At 65.6% G+C, this 16,160-nt stretch carries 11 protein-coding genes; 7 read left to right on the forward strand and 4 right to left on the reverse strand.

The genetic code is table 11. From position 1 onward, the window contains the following. A partial coding sequence (locus tag Q8P46_00960; protein MDP2618743.1) for a hypothetical protein occupies nucleotides 1–206 on the forward strand: 206 nt, incomplete at its 5' end. Between the two features lie 65 nt (nucleotides 207–271). Here Q8P46_00960 and Q8P46_00965 read toward each other — a convergent pair. Then, a complete protein-coding gene (locus Q8P46_00965; GenBank protein MDP2618744.1) occupies nucleotides 272–946 on the reverse strand; it encodes an invasion associated locus B family protein in 675 nt (224 codons plus the stop codon). 325 nt (nucleotides 947–1,271) lie between these two features. On the opposite strand from Q8P46_00965, the gene Q8P46_00970 reads away from it, so the two are divergent. The 4 genes from Q8P46_00970 (at nucleotide 1,272) to Q8P46_00985 (ending at nucleotide 7,204) form a co-directional block, all read left to right on the forward strand. After that, a complete protein-coding gene (locus Q8P46_00970) occupies nucleotides 1,272–3,128 on the forward strand; it encodes an extracellular solute-binding protein (protein ID MDP2618745.1) in 1,857 nt (618 codons plus the stop codon). 28 nt (nucleotides 3,129–3,156) lie between these two features. Further along, nucleotides 3,157–4,845 carry a class I adenylate-forming enzyme family protein gene (locus tag Q8P46_00975; protein ID MDP2618746.1) on the forward strand — a complete coding sequence of 563 codons (1,689 nt, stop codon included), beginning with the start codon at nucleotides 3,157–3,159 and terminating at the stop codon, nucleotides 4,843–4,845. A gap of 42 nt (nucleotides 4,846–4,887) precedes the next feature. Next, on the forward strand, nucleotides 4,888–6,459 hold the full coding sequence (locus Q8P46_00980) for a class I adenylate-forming enzyme family protein (GenBank protein MDP2618747.1): 1,572 nt from the start codon (nucleotides 4,888–4,890) through the stop codon (nucleotides 6,457–6,459). 64 nt (nucleotides 6,460–6,523) lie between these two features. Beyond that, nucleotides 6,524–7,204: a DsbA family oxidoreductase gene (locus Q8P46_00985; protein MDP2618748.1), complete on the forward strand. Its 681-nt coding sequence runs from the start codon at nucleotides 6,524–6,526 to the stop codon at nucleotides 7,202–7,204. A 19-nt stretch (nucleotides 7,205–7,223) separates the two neighbouring features. On the opposite strand, the gene mfd is transcribed toward Q8P46_00985, so the two are convergent. Together mfd and Q8P46_00995 are read right to left on the reverse strand one after the other, a co-directional pair. Next, the gene (gene mfd, locus Q8P46_00990) at nucleotides 7,224–10,754 is read right to left on the reverse strand and encodes a transcription-repair coupling factor (protein ID MDP2618749.1); all 3,531 of its coding nucleotides are present in this window, start codon (nucleotides 10,752–10,754) and stop codon (nucleotides 7,224–7,226) included. Nucleotides 10,755–10,786: 32 nt separating this feature from the next. Further along, a complete protein-coding gene (locus Q8P46_00995; protein MDP2618750.1) occupies nucleotides 10,787–11,065 on the reverse strand; it encodes a succinate dehydrogenase assembly factor 2 in 279 nt (92 codons plus the stop codon). Nucleotides 11,066–11,159: 94 nt separating this feature from the next. Between Q8P46_00995 and recG the strand changes: the two genes are divergently transcribed. Further along, nucleotides 11,160–13,268 (forward strand): ATP-dependent DNA helicase RecG, encoded by a 2,109-nt coding sequence (gene recG, locus Q8P46_01000; GenBank protein ID MDP2618751.1) that lies wholly within the window; start codon nucleotides 11,160–11,162, stop codon nucleotides 13,266–13,268. A 95-nt stretch (nucleotides 13,269–13,363) separates the two neighbouring features. Here recG and Q8P46_01005 read toward each other — a convergent pair whose 3' ends face one another. Continuing rightward, complete coding sequence (locus Q8P46_01005; GenBank protein MDP2618752.1) at nucleotides 13,364–14,080, reverse strand: hypothetical protein; 717 nt, start codon at nucleotides 14,078–14,080, stop codon at nucleotides 13,364–13,366. A gap of 414 nt (nucleotides 14,081–14,494) precedes the next feature. Between Q8P46_01005 and xrtD the strand changes: the two genes are divergently transcribed. Further along, complete coding sequence (gene xrtD / locus Q8P46_01010; GenBank protein ID MDP2618753.1) at nucleotides 14,495–16,156, forward strand: VPLPA-CTERM-specific exosortase XrtD; 1,662 nt, start codon at nucleotides 14,495–14,497, stop codon at nucleotides 16,154–16,156. Nucleotides 16,157–16,160: the final 4 nt, after the last annotated feature.

A 16,160-nucleotide genomic window follows, 5' to 3' on the forward strand; every position in this document is an offset into this window, starting at 1 on the left:
GGCTCGCCGGGCGATGCGGTGCATCGGCCAACAGCCGCAACACCGCCACGGCGCAAAAGAACCCGGCCTTCGGTGGGCCAAATCGGCCCACCGGGTTCGTTGCGGCGCTCGCCCGATATCCCGTATCGCGCGTCGCGGCCCACGCCTGCCCGGACGAACCGATTTGGCCCATCGAATCGATCCCCTATAACCATGAACCGCTCTAGATAACCGTCCAGGAAAGCAAAGAACGCCGTTTCCGGCGCTCTTTACGACATTGGCGCGGCCGGCGCTATTGCGGCTGCTGCCCTTGCTGCTGTTCCTGCTTCTGGCGCGCTTCCTCGGCGCGGCGCTTGATTTCCTCTGTGAGCTTCTGCTGCGCCTGCTTATACAGCTCCGGATCGAGCGGCGGACCGTCATAGGCCTTGGTGAAGCCGACCAGGGTGAGCGGAAATCCCAACGCCTTGCGCTCCGCGTTCAGGACCGAAACGGTCATCTGGCTGCCGCGTTTCATGTTGGCGACGAAAGCGTCGTCGACCTCCATGCGCACCACGCAGGCTTGTGGAAAGCATATCGTATAGGGCGCTACCGTCGGCTTGTCGTTATCGATCTGAATGCGAACGCCGGGCGGCAGCAGGACGCCGATCGGCACCGCGAAAATCAGCAGTGTTTTCTGATCCGCGGCGATGCGCACGGAGCCCGACGCCAGGAGCTCGCCGCTATTGCCGTCACGCAACTCCTGGGTCACCAGGCATTGCTCCTTCTTGGTCTCCTCGTCCGTGGTGCAGAGCTTGATCCAGGCGGTGCCTTTCGCTTCTTCGGCGCCCGCGGCGGGGGCTCCGGCGGGCTGGTCGCTTTGCTGCGCCATTGCTCCGCCGGCAACGAGACCCAGAAAGGCGACGGCCGTCGCCGCCGAGCAAAGGACGTGGCGAAGCGGGCGGTCGCTATGCTCGCGATTCAACAACATGATGATGGTTACCTCTCCATGAGTGTTCGATGCTGTGCCCAATTTCGCCTTTTGGACATCGGTGGCGCGCCGAATCGGGCCGCCGCCGCGGGCGCCCCGAAACGCCACCCCATGACCGGCAATTGCGGCAACAGCGTGTCTGCACCGTAAGCGATGCCTTCTAGCAATTGCCAGGGGTTCTAGCAAAGGATACCGGGCCACGAAAGGCCCCACTCACAGAGCAACCCCGGCAACGGCGAACCGCGCCGCGCGCAAGCCGCCCCGCGTCCGTGCTAGAATGACGCCGGAAAATTCTAACCCGCCGCAGGCTCCGATTGCAAACGGTGTGACGATCTTCTTCCGCGGTTCCCACAGCGCCGTCAGACAGCGGCAAACGGCGCGCCTCATCGGTCCAATGCTGGCGGCCTTCTTCCTGCTGCCGGCCGGTGCCCTGCACGCCGCGCCCACCCACGCAATCGCCATGCACGGGCAGCCGTTGCACGGGCCGGGTTTCACCCACTTCGACTATGTCGACCCGCAGGCGCCGAAGGGCGGCCGGCTGACCCTTGGCGCGCTGGGAAGCTTCGACAGCCTCAATCCGCTGATCGTCAAGGGCGTGCCGGCGCGCGGCTTGCGCGACTATGTCTATGAAAGCCTGATGGCGCGCGGGCTCAACGAGCCCTTCACCCTCTACGGCCTGATTGCCGAAACCATCGAGACGCCGGACGAGCGCGACTGGGTCGAATTCGTGCTGCGACCCGAGGCGCGCTTTTCCGACGGCACCCCGATCACCGTCGAGGACGTTCTGTTTTCCCACGCGCTGCTGCGCGACCATGGGATGCCCAACCACCGCACCTACTACGCCAAGGTGACCCGGGCGCAGGCGACGGGACCGCGCTCGGTGCGCTTCGATTTTCTGCCCGACGGCGACCGCGAGATGCCGTTGATCATGGGGCTGATGCCGGTCCTGCCCAGGCACCTCGTCGATCCGGAGCGCTTCGAGGAGACCGGGCTCGCAATTCCCGTCGGCAGCGGCCCCTATGTGGTGGAAACTGCCGATCCCTCGCGGCGTATCGTCTACCGGCGCGACCCGAACTATTGGGGCGCGCACCTCGCGGTCAATCGCGGGCGCTATAATTTCGATACCATCGCGATCGAATATTTCCGTGATTCCAATGCCCTGTTACAGGCCTTCAAGAAGGGCATCATCGACGTGCGGCCGGAGGACGACCCGGCGCGCTGGGTGCGCGGACTGGACTTTCCCGCCCTGCGCGACGGGCGCGTCGTCAATGAGGAATTCGAGACCGGGGTTCCGGCCGGCATGTCGGCGATCGTTTTCAATACGCGCCGGCCGCTGTTCGCCGATCCGCGCGTGCGCCAGGCGATGACGCTGCTATTCGATTTCGAATGGCTCAACCGCAATCTCTATTTCGACGCTTACGAGCGCACGCAAAGCTATTTCCACGGCTCGGAACTGGCCTCGTTCGGGCGCCCGGCCGACGCCGCCGAGCGCGCCCTGCTCGCCCCCTGGCTCGAGCGCATCGAGTCCGGCATTCTTGACGGCACGTTCCGCCAGCCAGTCGGCGACGAAAGCGGCCGCAACCGGAGCAATCGGCGTCAGGCGATCGCCCTTTTGGCCGCCGCCGGCTACGCGCTGAAGAACGGGCGCCTCATCAACGCCGCCAGCGGTCAAGGGTTCACCGTAGAGATCCTGGTCGCCGAGCGCGAACAGCAGCGCCTTAGTCTGGTCTATGCCCGCGGGCTGCGCCACGCCGGTATCGTTGCCCGCGTCCGGCTCGTCGATTCGGCGCAATATCAGCGCCGCCGCCAGAATTTCGATTTCGACATGGTCTTCCACCATTGGTACAACTCGCTGTCTCCGGGCAACGAGCAACTCTTCTATTGGAGCTCGGCCGCGGCCGACGATCCGGGCAGTCGAAACTATGCCGGAATCCGCGACGAGGCGGTCAACGCGATGATTGCGGCGCTGATCGCCGCCCGCACGCGGCAGGAACTTGTTGCAGCCGCGCGCGCGCTCGATAGGGTTCTTCTATCGGGACGGTATGTGATTCCCTTGTTCCACCTGCCGCGACAGTGGGTCGCCAGGTGGCGTCGGATCGAGCGGCCGGAAAACACGTCCTTGTACGGCTATCTGATCGACGCCTGGTGGTCCCGCGACGCCGGCAAGTCGGCGCCACGATGAGTTGAGTACAACAGCTGGAGCCGATCTTATGATCCTGAGCCGGCAAGAGGAGATCGCAGCGCACATGGCCGACGGCATCTGGGGCCAACTCGCGCTCGACGAGCTGTTCCTCGCCACGGCACGCAAGGCGCCGGACCGGACGGCGCTGATCGACCCTCCCGATCGCCGCTCCTTTACCGACGGCGCGTCGCGGCGGCTGAGCTTTGCCGAGGCCGCCGCCGTCATGGAAGCGCTGGCCGGAGGGTTCGCTTCGCTGGGTCTCGCCGAAGACGACGTCGTCGCCGTTCAGCTGCCTAATACGCTTGAGGCCTATCTGGTGCTGCTCGCGCTGTTCCGCGCCCGGCTGATCGCATGCCCGCTGCCGACCCTGTGGCGCGAGCACGACCTCAATTTGGCGCTTTCCCAGGTCGCGCCGCGGGCGCTGATCACCGCTGCCCGCATCGATGGCCACGCGCATGCCGAGATGATGCGCCTTGTCGCCGGCGAACATTTCAGCGTTCGCCATGTGCTCGCCTTCGGGACGGAGGTCCCCGACGGGGTCGTTTCGCTCGATGCCGGGCTCGGCGGCGAGACCGCGCCAAGCACCCCCCCGCCGCGCTACCGCACCCAGGCCGCCGACCACGTCGCGACCATCTGTTTCGAAGCCAGCGGCGGCGCCGCGCCGCGCCCGGTTCCGCGTAGCCACAACCAGCTGGTCGCGGCCGCCCTCCATCACATCGCCGCGGCCGATCTCGCGAGCGGGGACGTTATCCTGACGCCCTATCCACCGACGAGCCTGTTGCCGTTTGCCGCCGCCTTCGGTCCCTTTGTGCTGGCCGGCGCGACGCTTGCCTTGCATCATCCATTCGACGCGCGGCTGCTGCAACAAAGCCTGGTCGACTACCGGGCGACCTACACCATTCTGCCGCCGGGCCTCATCGCAACCCTGTCTGCCGCCGGCGCCCTGTCATCGGCGCGCACGCAGCTGAAGCGCGTCGGCTGCGCCTGGCCTGCTCCCTATCTCGCCCGCGCCGAAGCCTTCCCCGCAAGCGAGGCGGACGATGTGCCGATGATCGACCTCTACGCCCTCGGCGAAGCCGCCATGCTGGCGCTGCCGCGCACGGGAGGCGCCGTGCCCGGGCGGGTGCCGCTGGGGGCCACCCGTCTCGGCATGGACGGCGATTCGGGGCCGGTGGTGCTGGAAACCCGCGTTCACGGCGGCATTCAGAAGGCCGCCGGCGGCCCGGCGCTTGCAGGCAGCCTGGAGGTGCGCGGCGCCATGGTCCCCAGCGCCGAAATCGGATCGGCCGAGGAGCGGGCCGCCTCCGCTGTCGAGCCGGCCAATGGCGCCAACGGCGATTTCGTCGCCACCGGCGTGCGGGCGCAGATCTGCATGACCAACCCGCCGTCCGCCGACTGTTTGGAGCGTGACCGCGACGTGATCCATTTGGGCCACGGTGCCCTGTCGGCGCCGGAGCTCGACCACCTGCTCTGCCGCCATTCGAGCATCGGAGACGCCGCCGTCTACGCCGTGCCCGACCCGCTCTTGGGCGAGCGCCTCGAAGCGGCCGTGGTGCCGGCGGACGGCGCCAAGGTTTCGAGCCAGGATGTGCGCGCTTATTTCGTCTCGCGCAAGGTCGCCGCGCACAAGATCCCCGACCGCGTCGTGCCCGTCGCCGCCATTCCCCGTGAAAAATCGGGGCGGGTCGACAGGATCAAGCTCGCCCGGCGCGCCTGAGGCATTTGACAGCGGGCGCGTTTGCCGCCACATCCCGCCTCCATGAGCAGCAATGAGGTCCTGCCGCGGCGGTTCAACATGGCGCGCTATTGCCTGGGGCCGGCCGAAGGCCGCCCTGCCGGCAAGCCGGCGCTGATCGTCTATGACGACCTGCAGGCCTCGGCGCCGGCTGAAGTCTGGACCTATGGCGAGATTTTTGAGGCCGTAAGCCGCATCGGCGGCAGCCTTCTTGCCGCCGGCCTGCAGCGTGGCGACCGGATTCTCATCCGCATGGACAATTGCTCGGACTACGCACTTCTGTTTTTCGCCGCGGCCGGCGCCGGCCTTGTTCCGATCGCCGCCTCGAGCCAGCTCACTGCCCACGAGGTCGCGTTTTTCCTCGAAGACAGCGGTTCCAAGGCGATCGCGCGCTCGGCCAGGCTCGCGGTCGGCCGCGTCCCGGCCGACGTGCTGAGCTTCGATCGGACCGCTATCGCCGAAATGCGCCGCTCCGGCCCGCTTGCCGATTTTGCCGACACGGCGTCCGACGATCCGGCCTTTCTGATCTACACTTCCGGCACCAGCGCCCACCCCAAGGGCGTGCTGCACGCCCATCGCGCGGCCTGGGGCCGGCGGCCGATGTATCGCGGCTGGTACGCGCTTGAGAGCGACGACGTGATGCTCCATGCCGGCGCCTTCAACTGGACTTACACGCTCGGCACCGGGCTCACCGACCCGTGGGCCAATGGCGCCACCGCCGTGGTCTATACCGGCGAGAAGGACGTGCGTGTCTGGCCGACCCTCATCAAACGCGCCCAAGCAACGATTTTCGCAACCGTACCAACACTTTACAGGCAGATACTGAAATATTGCGACGTCGCGCCGGACGATCTCGGCCGGCTGCGCCACGGGCTCACCGCCGGCGAGGCGCTGCCGCCGGCCATCGCCGCGGAATGGCAGCGGCGCACCGGCCGACCGCTTTACGAGGCCTTCGGCATGAGCGAGCTTTCGACCTATATCTCCTCTTCGCCTTCGACGCCGCCGAAGCCGGGCTCGCCAGGCCGCCCGCAGGCCGGCCGCAACATCGCCATACTGCCGGTCGAGGGCGGCACCACGCCGCTTGCCCTGGGCGAGGTCGGCGTCGTCGCCGCCCACCGCTCCGATCCCGGCCTGATGCTCGGCTATTGGAACCGGCCGCAGGAAGAAGCCGAGATGTTCCGCGGCGACTGGTTCCTGACCGGCGATCAGGGCTCCTTGGACGAAGACGGCTATGTGTGGCTCGCCGGCCGCTCCGACGACATGATGAACGCGATGGGCTATCGCGTCTCGCCGGTCGAGGTCGAGGCGGTGCTCGCGGCCCATCCGGACGTGCAGGAGGCCGCCGCGGTGGAGGTCAAGGTCGCCGAGGATGTCAGCATTGTCACCGCCGTCGTGGTGTGGCGGGACGGCGGCGGCAATGCCGACGCCCTCATCGCCCACGCCCGGGAGCATCTTGCCGCCTACAAGGTGCCGCGCGAGATCGTCGCCATCGACAAGCTGCCACACACGCCGAACGGCAAAATGCGCCGCGCCGATCTTCGCAAGCGCCTCAATGAAAGGGTGGCAAAAGGCGAAGCGTTGCGGGCACTTGACTGACCGCGATTTGGCATTGCCCGGCGAATGCGCCATATTCGATTATTGCCGACAATTGGAACGTCACATGTCCTCCCCGGCCCCGATCCTCGAAGTCGACATCATTTCCGACGTCATGTGCCCTTGGTGCTATATCGGCAAGCGTCGGCTCGAGCGGGCGCTGACCGAACGTACCGACATTGCCGTCGACGTGCGCTGGCGGCCGTTTCAGCTCGACGCCTCGATTCCGCCCGAAGGCATGGACCGGAAGGAATATCTCGACAGGAAGTTCGGGCCGGATCGGGCCGACGAGGTCTATGCCTCCATCAAGCAGGCCGGCGCTTCGGAAGGCATCCCTTTCGCGTTCGAGAAGATCGAGAGGTCGCCGAACACCATCGACGCCCACCGGGTGGTCCGCTGGGCTGCGTCGGCCGGCAATCAGCAGGTCGCCGTCGAGCGCCTGTTTGCCGGTTATTTCATCGAAGGGCGCGACCTGAACGACAGCGATTATCTGGCCGAGGTGGGCGAGGTTTCCGGCCTCGACCGCGCCTTGGTCGATCGCCTGCTCGCCGGCGATGCCGACCGCGACGAGGTCGCCAAGGAGGTCCATCTCGCCCAGCGCATGGGGGTGCACGGGGTTCCCTGCTTCATTTTTGCCGCCAAATATGTGGTGATGGGCGCTCAGGACCCGTCGGTCCTGGTCCAGGCCATTGATCGCGCCTACGGCGGTCTGAAGGCACAAGCCCGCACCGGAGAGCACGCAAGCTGAGGCATCGCAACCGGAGGCATCAGGCGCGCGCGGCCGCGGGCTCCGTCTGCTCGGCGATGTGCACGATCTGGCGCAGCATGGTCTCGGCTCCTTGCAAGCGCTCCGCGACCGTGTCCCAGTCGCGTCTCAGAACCAAGGATTGGTCCGACCTGACGCGGGCGCGTTCGCCTTCCCCGGTAATGAAGGCGATCAGCCCTTCCGGGTTGGCGAAGGTGCCATGGCGGAAGGTGGCGACGCCGCCGAGCGGGCCGGCGTCGAGTTTTTCCACATTGGCCCGCCGGCACAGGAGCTTGATGGCGACCAGCTTGAGCAGCTGGTCGGCCTCCTCCGGCAGCGGCCCGAAGCGGTCTGAGAGTTCCGCCCCGAAGGCGGCGATCTCCTCCTCGCTCTCGACCATCGCCAGGCGGCGATAGAGCCCAAGGCGCAGCTCCAGATCGGCGATATAGCTTTCCGGCAGCAGGATGGCCGCGCCGAGCGAGATCTGCGGCGACCATTGCCCGTCGATGGGCGCGCCCTCGCCGGCGCGAAGCTCGGCCACCGCCTCTTCGAGCATCGATTGGTAGAGCTCGAAGCCGACCTCGCGGATATGTCCGGACTGCTCCTCGCCGAGCAGGTTGCCGGCGCCGCGGATGTCGAGGTCGTAGCTGGCGAGCTGGAAGCCGGCGCCAAGCGTATCGAGCGATTGCAGCACTCTCAGCCGCTTCTCAGCGCCCGCGGTCAGGCGCCGGGTCGGCGGCAGCGTCAAGAGCGCGTAGGCGCGAGTCTTGGAGCGGCCGACGCGGCCCCGCAGCTGGTAGAGCTGGGCAAGGCCGAACATATCGGCGCGATGAACGATCAGGGTGTTGGCGGTGGGGATGTCGAGGCCGGATTCGACGATGCTGGTCGACAACAGAACGTCGTAGCGGCCCTCATAGAAGGCGGTCATGACGTCGTCGAGCCGGCTCGCCGCCATTTGCCCATGCGCCACGGCGTATTTCACTTCCGGCACGTGCCGGCGCAGGAATGCCTCCGCCTCGGGCAGGTCGGCGATGCGCGGGCAGATAAAGAAGCTCTGGCCGCCGCGGTAATGCTCGCGCAGCAGCGCCTCGCGCACGCTCACCGGGTCGAACAAGGTGATGAAGGTCCTGACTGCCAGCCGGTCGACCGGCGGGCTTGCGATGATCGACAGATCGCGCACGCCGGTCAGCGCCAGCTGCAGGGTGCGCGGGATCGGGGTCGCGGTCAGGGTCAGCACGTGCACTTCGGCCCGGAGCTGCTTCAGGCGCTCCTTGTGGGCGACGCCGAAATGCTGCTCCTCGTCGACGATCAGAAGCGCCAGGTCCTTGAATTTGATCTGTTTCGACAACAGCGCGTGGGTGCCGATGACGATGTCGACGCGGCCCGAGGCGAGCCCCGCCTTGGTTTCGGCCAGCGCCTTGGCCGAGACCAGCCGCGAGGCCTGGGCGATATTGACCGGAAAGCCGCGGAAACGCTCGATGAATGTGCTGGCGTGCTGGCGCGCCAACAGCGTCGTCGGCACCACCACCGCCACCTGATGCCCGCTCAAGGCGACCATGAAGGCCGAGCGCAGCGCCACCTCCGTCTTGCCGAAGCCGACATCGCCGCAGATGAGCCGGTCCATCGGCTTGCCCGACGCCAGATCGGCGATCACCGCGTCTATGGCGGCTGCCTGATCCTCGGTCTCTTCGTACGGGAAGCGGGCGCAGAACTCCTCGAACAGCCCCTCCGGCGGCAACAGCACCGGCGCCGGGCGCAACTCCCGGGCCGCCGCGATCTTGATCAGCTCGCCAGCCATCTCGCGGATGCGGCGCTTCAGGCGCGCCTTGCGGGTCTGCCAGGCGACGCCGCCGAGCCGGTCGAGGTGCACGCCCGCCTGCTCGCTGCCGTAGCGCGACAGAAGCTCGATATTTTCCACCGGCAGGAACAGCTTGTCGCCGCCGGAATAGATCAGCTCCAGGCAGTCATGGGGCGCGCCGGCGGCCTCGATGGTGCGCAAGCCCTCGAAGCGAGCGATGCCGTGGTCGACATGGACGACGAGGTCGCCCTTGGAGAGGCTCGTCGCCTCGGTGAGGAAGTCGCTCGCACGCCGCGCGCGCCGGCGCGGGCCCACCAGCCGGTCGCCGAGGATGTCCTGCTCGCAGAGGATGGCGACCTGATCGGTCTCGAAGCCGGTCTCGAGCGGCAGCACGACGAGCGCCGTGACTCCTCGCGGCAGCGCCTGCGCCGCTTGCCAGCTTTCCGCCGGGCGCAGCTCCTTGAGCCCATGGTCGGCGAGCATATGGCCCATGCGCTCCGCCGAGCCGGCGGTATGGCAGGCGACCGCAACGCGCTTGTTCTGCTGATTGAGGCCCCGAACATGAGCGGCGGCCGCCTCGAAAACGTTTGCATCGGCCTGCCCCCGCTCGGCGGCGAATGTGCGCCCTTGGCGGCCGCCCATGGCGAAGACGCGCCCCTCTAGCTCGGCATTTTCCGGCGCCAGGAAGGGCGAAACCTGGACCACCGGTCTTGCGCCGGTCGCTGCGCTCCATTCCACCTCGGTCAGATAGAGTCGGTCTGAAGGCAACGGGTGGTACGGCGGTACGCCCGCGATGGGTGCCGCCTGGCCGGAGGCGCGGGCCGCATGGTGTTCCTCAATCTGTTCGTGGCGCGCGGCGCATGCCTCCTCCACCCGGGCGTCGAGGCTCATCGGGGTGTTGCCGATATAGTCGAACAACGTCTCCAGCTTGCCGTAGAACAGCGGCAGCCAATGCTCCATGCCCGGCGCCCGCCTGCCGGCGCTCACCGCCTCGTAGAGCGGATCTTCGCCGGTGACCGTGCCGAAGGCCCGGCGGTAGCCGGCACGGAAGGCGCGGATGGAGTCCTCGGTCAGTAGCGTCTCGCTGATCGGCAACAAGTCGAGTTCCGTGACCTGCGCCGCGGTGCGCTGCGTCTGGGCATCGAAGCTGCGCAGGGATTCCAGCGTGTCGCCGAAGAAATCGAGCCGCACCGGCTGTTCGGCCGCGGCCGGGAACAGATCGAGGATGCCGCCGCGCACCGCGAAGCTCGCGGGCTCCCTCACCGTCGAGGCACGCTCATAGCCGTGGGTAGTCAGCCATTGGGTCAGCTCGCCCATGTCGACCCGGTTTCCGGGGCGCAGCGCGCGCGAGGCGGCGTTGAGCACGGCGCGCGGCATGAGGCGTTGCAGCGCCGCGTTGACCGTGGTCAGCAAGACGGCGGCATGGTCGCGGTCAAGCCCCCGCGAGAGCGCGGCAAGAGCGGCAAGACGCCGGCTGACGAGGGCGGAACTCGGGGAAACCCGGTCAAAGGGCAGGCAATCCCAGGCCGGAAGCGCCAAAATTTCGATGTCCGGAGCGAAAAAAGCAAGCGCTTCGGCAAGCGCTGCCAGCCTCTGATCGTCCCGGGCAACGTGGCACAGGGCGAGCCCTGCCCCGCCGCTGGCGCGCAGCCGCGCCAGATCGGCCAGCACCAGCGCGTCGAAGCCCTCCGGAACGCCGGCCAGCAGGGTGACGCCCGGACGCCTCGGATCCGGCAGCGCGTGAACCTTCAACATCTTCGTTTCGTTCATGTTTTGGTGGCCGGCGATCAGCGATAATCCTCAGGCTGTAGCGTCACCGCGCGCAGCCTTTCGACGAGGCCGGTCAGATCCGGGTCGGGTGGATCGCCACTGCCCGATATCCATGACAAGAGGTCCGCGTCCGGCATCTCGATGAGCCGCTCGAAGGCATCGATCTCCGCGGCGCTCATCCGTGCCAGATAGCTGTCGGCAAAGCTGCCGAGAATGAAGTCCATTTCCTTCATGACGCGGTGCCAGGCGCGGAACCGCAGGCGCTTGCGGCGGTCGGCATCGCGGTCTTCGGTCATCGGTTTTCTCCAGGCAGCACGCGCATCTATAGTCGCCGCGCTTGCTTATTTCCAGCTTTCGGCAATCCTTTGCCGAATCCCCAGGCCCGATCCCATGCGCCCCGAAAAGCTAAACCCGCTGTTCGCCTCGATCCGGTCCTTGTCCTCGGTTGGCCCCAAGCGCGCACGGCTGATCGCCAAGGCTCTGGCCGGACGCGGCGCCGAGGTCGGGGAACCGCGGGTCGTCGATCTTTTCTGGCATCTACCCTTCAACGTCATCAACCGCCGGCACCGGCCTCGGGTAGCCGCGCTGTCGCCGGGCGAATACGCGACCTTGGCGCTCACCGTCGGCCACCACGAGCCGCCGCGGGGAGCCGGCCGCCCTTACCGGGTACGCTGCCATGACGACACGGGCGAAATCACGCTCGTCTTCTTCAGGTCCGAGCCGCGCTATTTGAAACGAATCCTGCCGGAAGGCGAGAAGCGCCATGTAAGTGGCAGGATCGACAGCTTTCAAGGCGCGCTGCAGATCGTCCATCCCGACTATGTGCTCGACGAGGCTGGCCTCGAGGATTTGCCGCTGATCGAGCCGGTCTACCATCTGACCGCAGGGCTCAGCGGCAAGGTGCTGGGCGCCGTCATCCGCGAGGCGGTGGCGCGGGTGCGCGAGCTCCCGGAATGGATCGACGCCGAGATGCGCGCCGCACGCAACTGGCCGAGCTTCACTGAGGCCGTACGGCGCATCCACATGCCCGAGCACCCGGGCGACATCGCCGCGCTGGGCCCGCCGGTCGAGCGGCTCGCCTATGACGAGCTGTTGGCCGGCCAACTGGTGCTGGCGCTGGTGCGCGCGCAGCTCAAGCGCGGCCGCGGCCGCTCGATCACCGGCGACGGCGCAATCCGCGCCCGCATCCGCGCGGCCCTGCCCTTCTCGCTCACCTCGTCGCAGGAGGCGGCGCTTGCCGAGATATTCGCCGACATGGCGGCGCCCGAGCGCATGCTGCGGCTGTTGCAGGGCGATGTCGGCAGTGGCAAGACCGTGGTCGCGCTGTTGGCCATGGCTCTTGCTGCCGAAGCCGGCCACCAATCGGCGCTGATGGCCCCAACGGAGATTCTCGCCCGCCAGCATTACGTCACCATCGCGCCACTGGCCGAAGCGGCCGGGCTTTCCGCGGCGCTCCTGACCGGCCGCGAGAAAGGTCGCGCACGCGAGGATGTTCTTAAACGCCTTGCGTCGGGCGATCTGTCGATCCTGGTTGGCACCCATGCGCTGTTCCAGGAGCAGGTGATGTTCCACGACCTGGCGTTTGCGGTCGTCGACGAGCAGCACCGATTCGGCGTGCATCAGCGCCTGGCGCTTGCGGCCAAGAGCGCGGACGGTGTCGATCTGCTGGTCATGACGGCAACGCCGATTCCGCGCACGCTGGTGCTCACCTATTTCGGCGATATGGACATTTCACGTCTTGTCGAGAAGCCGGCCGGCCGTCTGCCCATTGACACCCGGGTTGCGCCGCTTACCCGTCTCGATGAGGTCGTTGCCGGGCTTGAGCGGGCCATCGACGAGGGCGCGCGGGTCTATTGGGTCTGCCCGCTGGTGGAAGAATCCGAGGCTCTCGACGTCACCCCGGCGGAATCCCGATTCGCGGCATTGAAGCAGGTTTTCGGCGACCGCGTCGGTCTTGTGCACGGGCGCATGAGCGGCAAGGACAAGGACGCGGCGATGGCGGCCTTCGCCAACGGCAAGACCGCGATCCTGGTGGCAACCACGGTGATCGAAGTTGGCGTCGATGTTCCCGAAGCCACTATCATGGTGGTCGAGCACGCCGAGCGATTCGGCCTTGCCCAGCTTCATCAATTGCGCGGCCGGGTCGGGCGCGGACAATGGCGCTCGTCCTGTGTCCTTCTATACAAAGCGCCTCTGTCGGAGCCGGCGCGGGCGCGCCTGGAGACTCTGCGGGAAAGCGACGACGGCTTCTTCATCGCCGAAGAGGATCTGCGGTTGCGCGGCGAAGGCGAAATTCTCGGCACCCGCCAGAGCGGGGCGCCAGGCTATCGCATCGCCCGGCCGGAGCTGCATGGCGGCTTGCTGCTGGCCGCCCGCAAGGACGTGCAGCTGATATTGGCCCGCGACCCACAGCTTCTGTCAAACCGCGGCGAGGCGCTGCGCACGCTTCTCTACCTGTTTTCGAAAGACGACGCGATCCGCCTCGTTAGGGCGGGATGATTTACAGAAAGGGGAATCTGGCGACACGCGATGCCGCCCCCTTCAAAGAGAGCGGAACCCATTGGCAAGTCGGGTTGTTTTCGAACGGGACCTAATCAGGCCGTGGCGTTTGCGCGGCGGCCGAACCGCCCGGTGAGAACCAGGCCCAAAAGGGCCGAACCAAACAGAACGAGCGAGCCCGGGATCGGCGCAATGCGCGTGGTGTCCTCGGAAGAGGACGTGCCCTTGGCGTCGTAAGCGACGAGCATGTTCATGCTCTTCGAAAACGGATCGGCCAATCCAGTAACGTTTTGACCTGGAACGGTGAAGTCAACGCGATTCGCCACCGACAGGAAGCCGTCTGGGCGCGCTCCGCTACCAAACTCCGCATCGGCATCGTCGACATAGAGATCGGCCGTGCGGCTCACGGCGGCGTCAGATCGCGAAGCCGAGAAATCCAAATTGAAGTGTGCGGGGGTCACTGAGGCCCCGGCGAAATCGGCACTGGCCAACGTTATGATCAAACTTGCCGCATCGGACTTGGTCGGATCCACGCTACCGCGCAGCGTTAGAAAGGCAGGGCTACCAGTGGAACCTCCTAAAAGTTCCAGGGAGCCAGTCCAATCCGGGATCGACCGATCAAGGAACGCAATCGATCGAGCCAACGCCAAAGCATTATCGCCGGCGTTCTGCTCCGTGACGGCAACTTTAGTGCCCGCGACTGCCGAATCAGCAATCGTCAATTTGAAGGCTGCATTTGCAGGGATACTGGCGGCCAGAGACGCCACAAACAACCCCACCAGCCCCAGCCTAGCGCCGAGTAGTGTCTTCATCGCTGCCCCCAGCGTGACCCCAGCCGCACCTTTTTATGTGCCCCAGCTGCAACTTACAGTATGTACCTAAGTCCTTGCCTTACTCTTGCCCCCCTTTTGTACCTCAATATGCATTCGTATCGCACTTGACCAAACGCGCCCATCTCGTTGCCGCTTGCGCCGTTTTGGTCCCGTGTCAAACCGTTTTAATAAGAATACGACACATGGCTCTTCAATCGCAAGCCATTTTTAACGTTAAGGCCCTATATCATTCCCCAAAAGAGCCGAACGAGTCGGCCGACCCGCGGCATGGAGAATCGCTGCAAGGTGATCCCGCGATATTGGCCAGGTGTTGCAGGTTTGCCAATATGGCCATAAGGGTTACGGCGGGGCGCCTCCAGAACCGCATGGCGTGCCGCCAAATGAGAACTGCCGGTGCTGTTTCTTGTTGTAAAACAATGGCTCGCCGGGAAAAATGTGTGCGCTATGAGTGAAGATGCGGCGGTAACGTGGACTAGGCTTCATCGCGGCTGGTGGGTTGTCGCCATCGTCGCCTTCCTTGGCATCTATTGGAACGGGCTTTTCGAACTCGTCGATCAGTGGGAGCGGGATGAATATAGTTACGCCTATCTCATTCCGCCCTTGAGCGCGTGGCTCATCTGGCAGCGCCGCAACGACCTGGCTCGGCTCAGCACAGAGGGATCCTGGGCCGGACTGGTCATCATCGCCGCCAGCCTTTTCATCGCCCTCGCTGGCCAGCTCAGCACGGCCCACACTCTGGTCTTTTACGCGCTCCTCATGACGGTCTTTGGACTTGCCGTGGCGCAATTCGGCTGGCGAGGTGTCCGAATCATCGCGGGTCCGCTAGGCTGTCTGCTTTTCATGGTGCCGCTGCCGCTGATCCTCCACACCAGCCTGTCGGTCGAAATGCAACTCATTTCCGCAAGGTTGGGCGTGGTCATTCTGCGCGCGCTCGGTGTCGACGTTTATCTTGAGGGGAACCTAATCGATCTCGGTGCTTATCAGATGCAGGTTGCCGAGGCCTGTGATGGCCTGCGCTACCTCTTCCCGCTCCTCGGCTTCGCATATCTCCTCGCCTTGCTTTATCGCGGCGGAATTTGGTCCAAGTTCATCATCGTTGTCTCCGCTGCGCCGTTGACTATCGTCATAAACAGCGGTCGACTCGCCATCATGGGGCTGCTCGTGCGCTATGTGACAGTCGCGGCAGCGGAAGGGTTTCTGCACTTTTTCGAGAGCTGGCTCATTTTCATTTTCGGTGTCATTGTACTGTTCGCCGAAGTGCTGCTGCTTTCGCGTCTCACCGGCCATAGGAGATCGCTGAGGCATTTGCTGCGCTTCGAGTTGTTGCGGCCGACGCGGACTGAAGACCGGGCATTGTCGACACGCGGCGCACGACAGCAATCCGGCGCTTTGCGGGCACTGCCTTTCTCGACGCTCTCCGCGATCGTCCTTCTTGCGGTGATGGCGGTGGGCATGAACGTCCTGCCCACGCGCGCGGGTGTCGAAGCTGCGCCGTCACGACTCGCCGGCTTTCCGCTGTGGATCGATGGTTGGCATGGCAGCACGGAGCCGAGCGATCCGCAGTTCGAAAGGTTGGCTCAAGAGCCCGGTATCAACGATTTCATACTCGCCGACTACCGGCACGTCAGCGACAGCAATCCGGTGAGCCTCTGCATTGCCTATTATGGCTCCTTGAATAACCGGGTTGCCCGGCATCCGCTCCCCTCTTGCATGCGGGCCGACGGCTGGCAGATTACCGATTTTCAAAAGGCTCGCGTGGAAGGGATCTTGAACCCGGCCGGCACCGTCACCCTTAACCGCGCCGTCATCGACGGCACGAACAGGCAGCAGCTTGTCTATTACTGGTTCGAACAGCGCGGCCGGCAAACGGCGAACGAATATATCGTCAATTGGATGAACTTCTGGGATCGACTTACCAAGAATCGAGCGGACGGAGCGCTTGTGCAGCTCACGACCGGTGTGGCGGTCAGAGGCGATTTTGCCGAGGCGGACGCGCGCATCGTTAGATTCCTGCGCAGTGCGTATGCCGAAATCTCCGAGCACGTGCCGGATTAGAATA

Source organism: Hyphomicrobiales bacterium, from assembly GCA_030688605.1.
In the GTDB taxonomy this organism is placed as follows: Bacteria; Pseudomonadota; Alphaproteobacteria; order Rhizobiales; family NORP267; genus JAUYJB01.

What these genes read in the sequence shown, in the direction of transcription:
- Q8P46_00965 (MDP2618744.1), bottom strand. Translation starts at nt 946, where the DNA reads ATGTTGTTGAATCGCGAGCATAGCGACCGCCCGCTTCGCCACGTCCTT.
- Q8P46_00975 (MDP2618746.1), top strand. Translation starts at nt 3,157, where the DNA reads ATGATCCTGAGCCGGCAAGAGGAGATCGCAGCGCACATGGCCGACGGC.
- Q8P46_00980 (MDP2618747.1), top strand. Translation starts at nt 4,888, where the DNA reads ATGAGCAGCAATGAGGTCCTGCCGCGGCGGTTCAACATGGCGCGCTAT.
- Q8P46_00985 (MDP2618748.1), top strand. Translation starts at nt 6,524, where the DNA reads ATGTCCTCCCCGGCCCCGATCCTCGAAGTCGACATCATTTCCGACGTC.
- mfd (MDP2618749.1), bottom strand. Translation starts at nt 10,754, where the DNA reads ATGTTGAAGGTTCACGCGCTGCCGGATCCGAGGCGTCCGGGCGTCACC.
- Q8P46_00995 (MDP2618750.1), bottom strand. Translation starts at nt 11,065, where the DNA reads ATGACCGAAGACCGCGATGCCGACCGCCGCAAGCGCCTGCGGTTCCGC.
- recG (MDP2618751.1), top strand. Translation starts at nt 11,160, where the DNA reads ATGCGCCCCGAAAAGCTAAACCCGCTGTTCGCCTCGATCCGGTCCTTG.
- Q8P46_01005 (MDP2618752.1), bottom strand. Translation starts at nt 14,080, where the DNA reads ATGAAGACACTACTCGGCGCTAGGCTGGGGCTGGTGGGGTTGTTTGTG.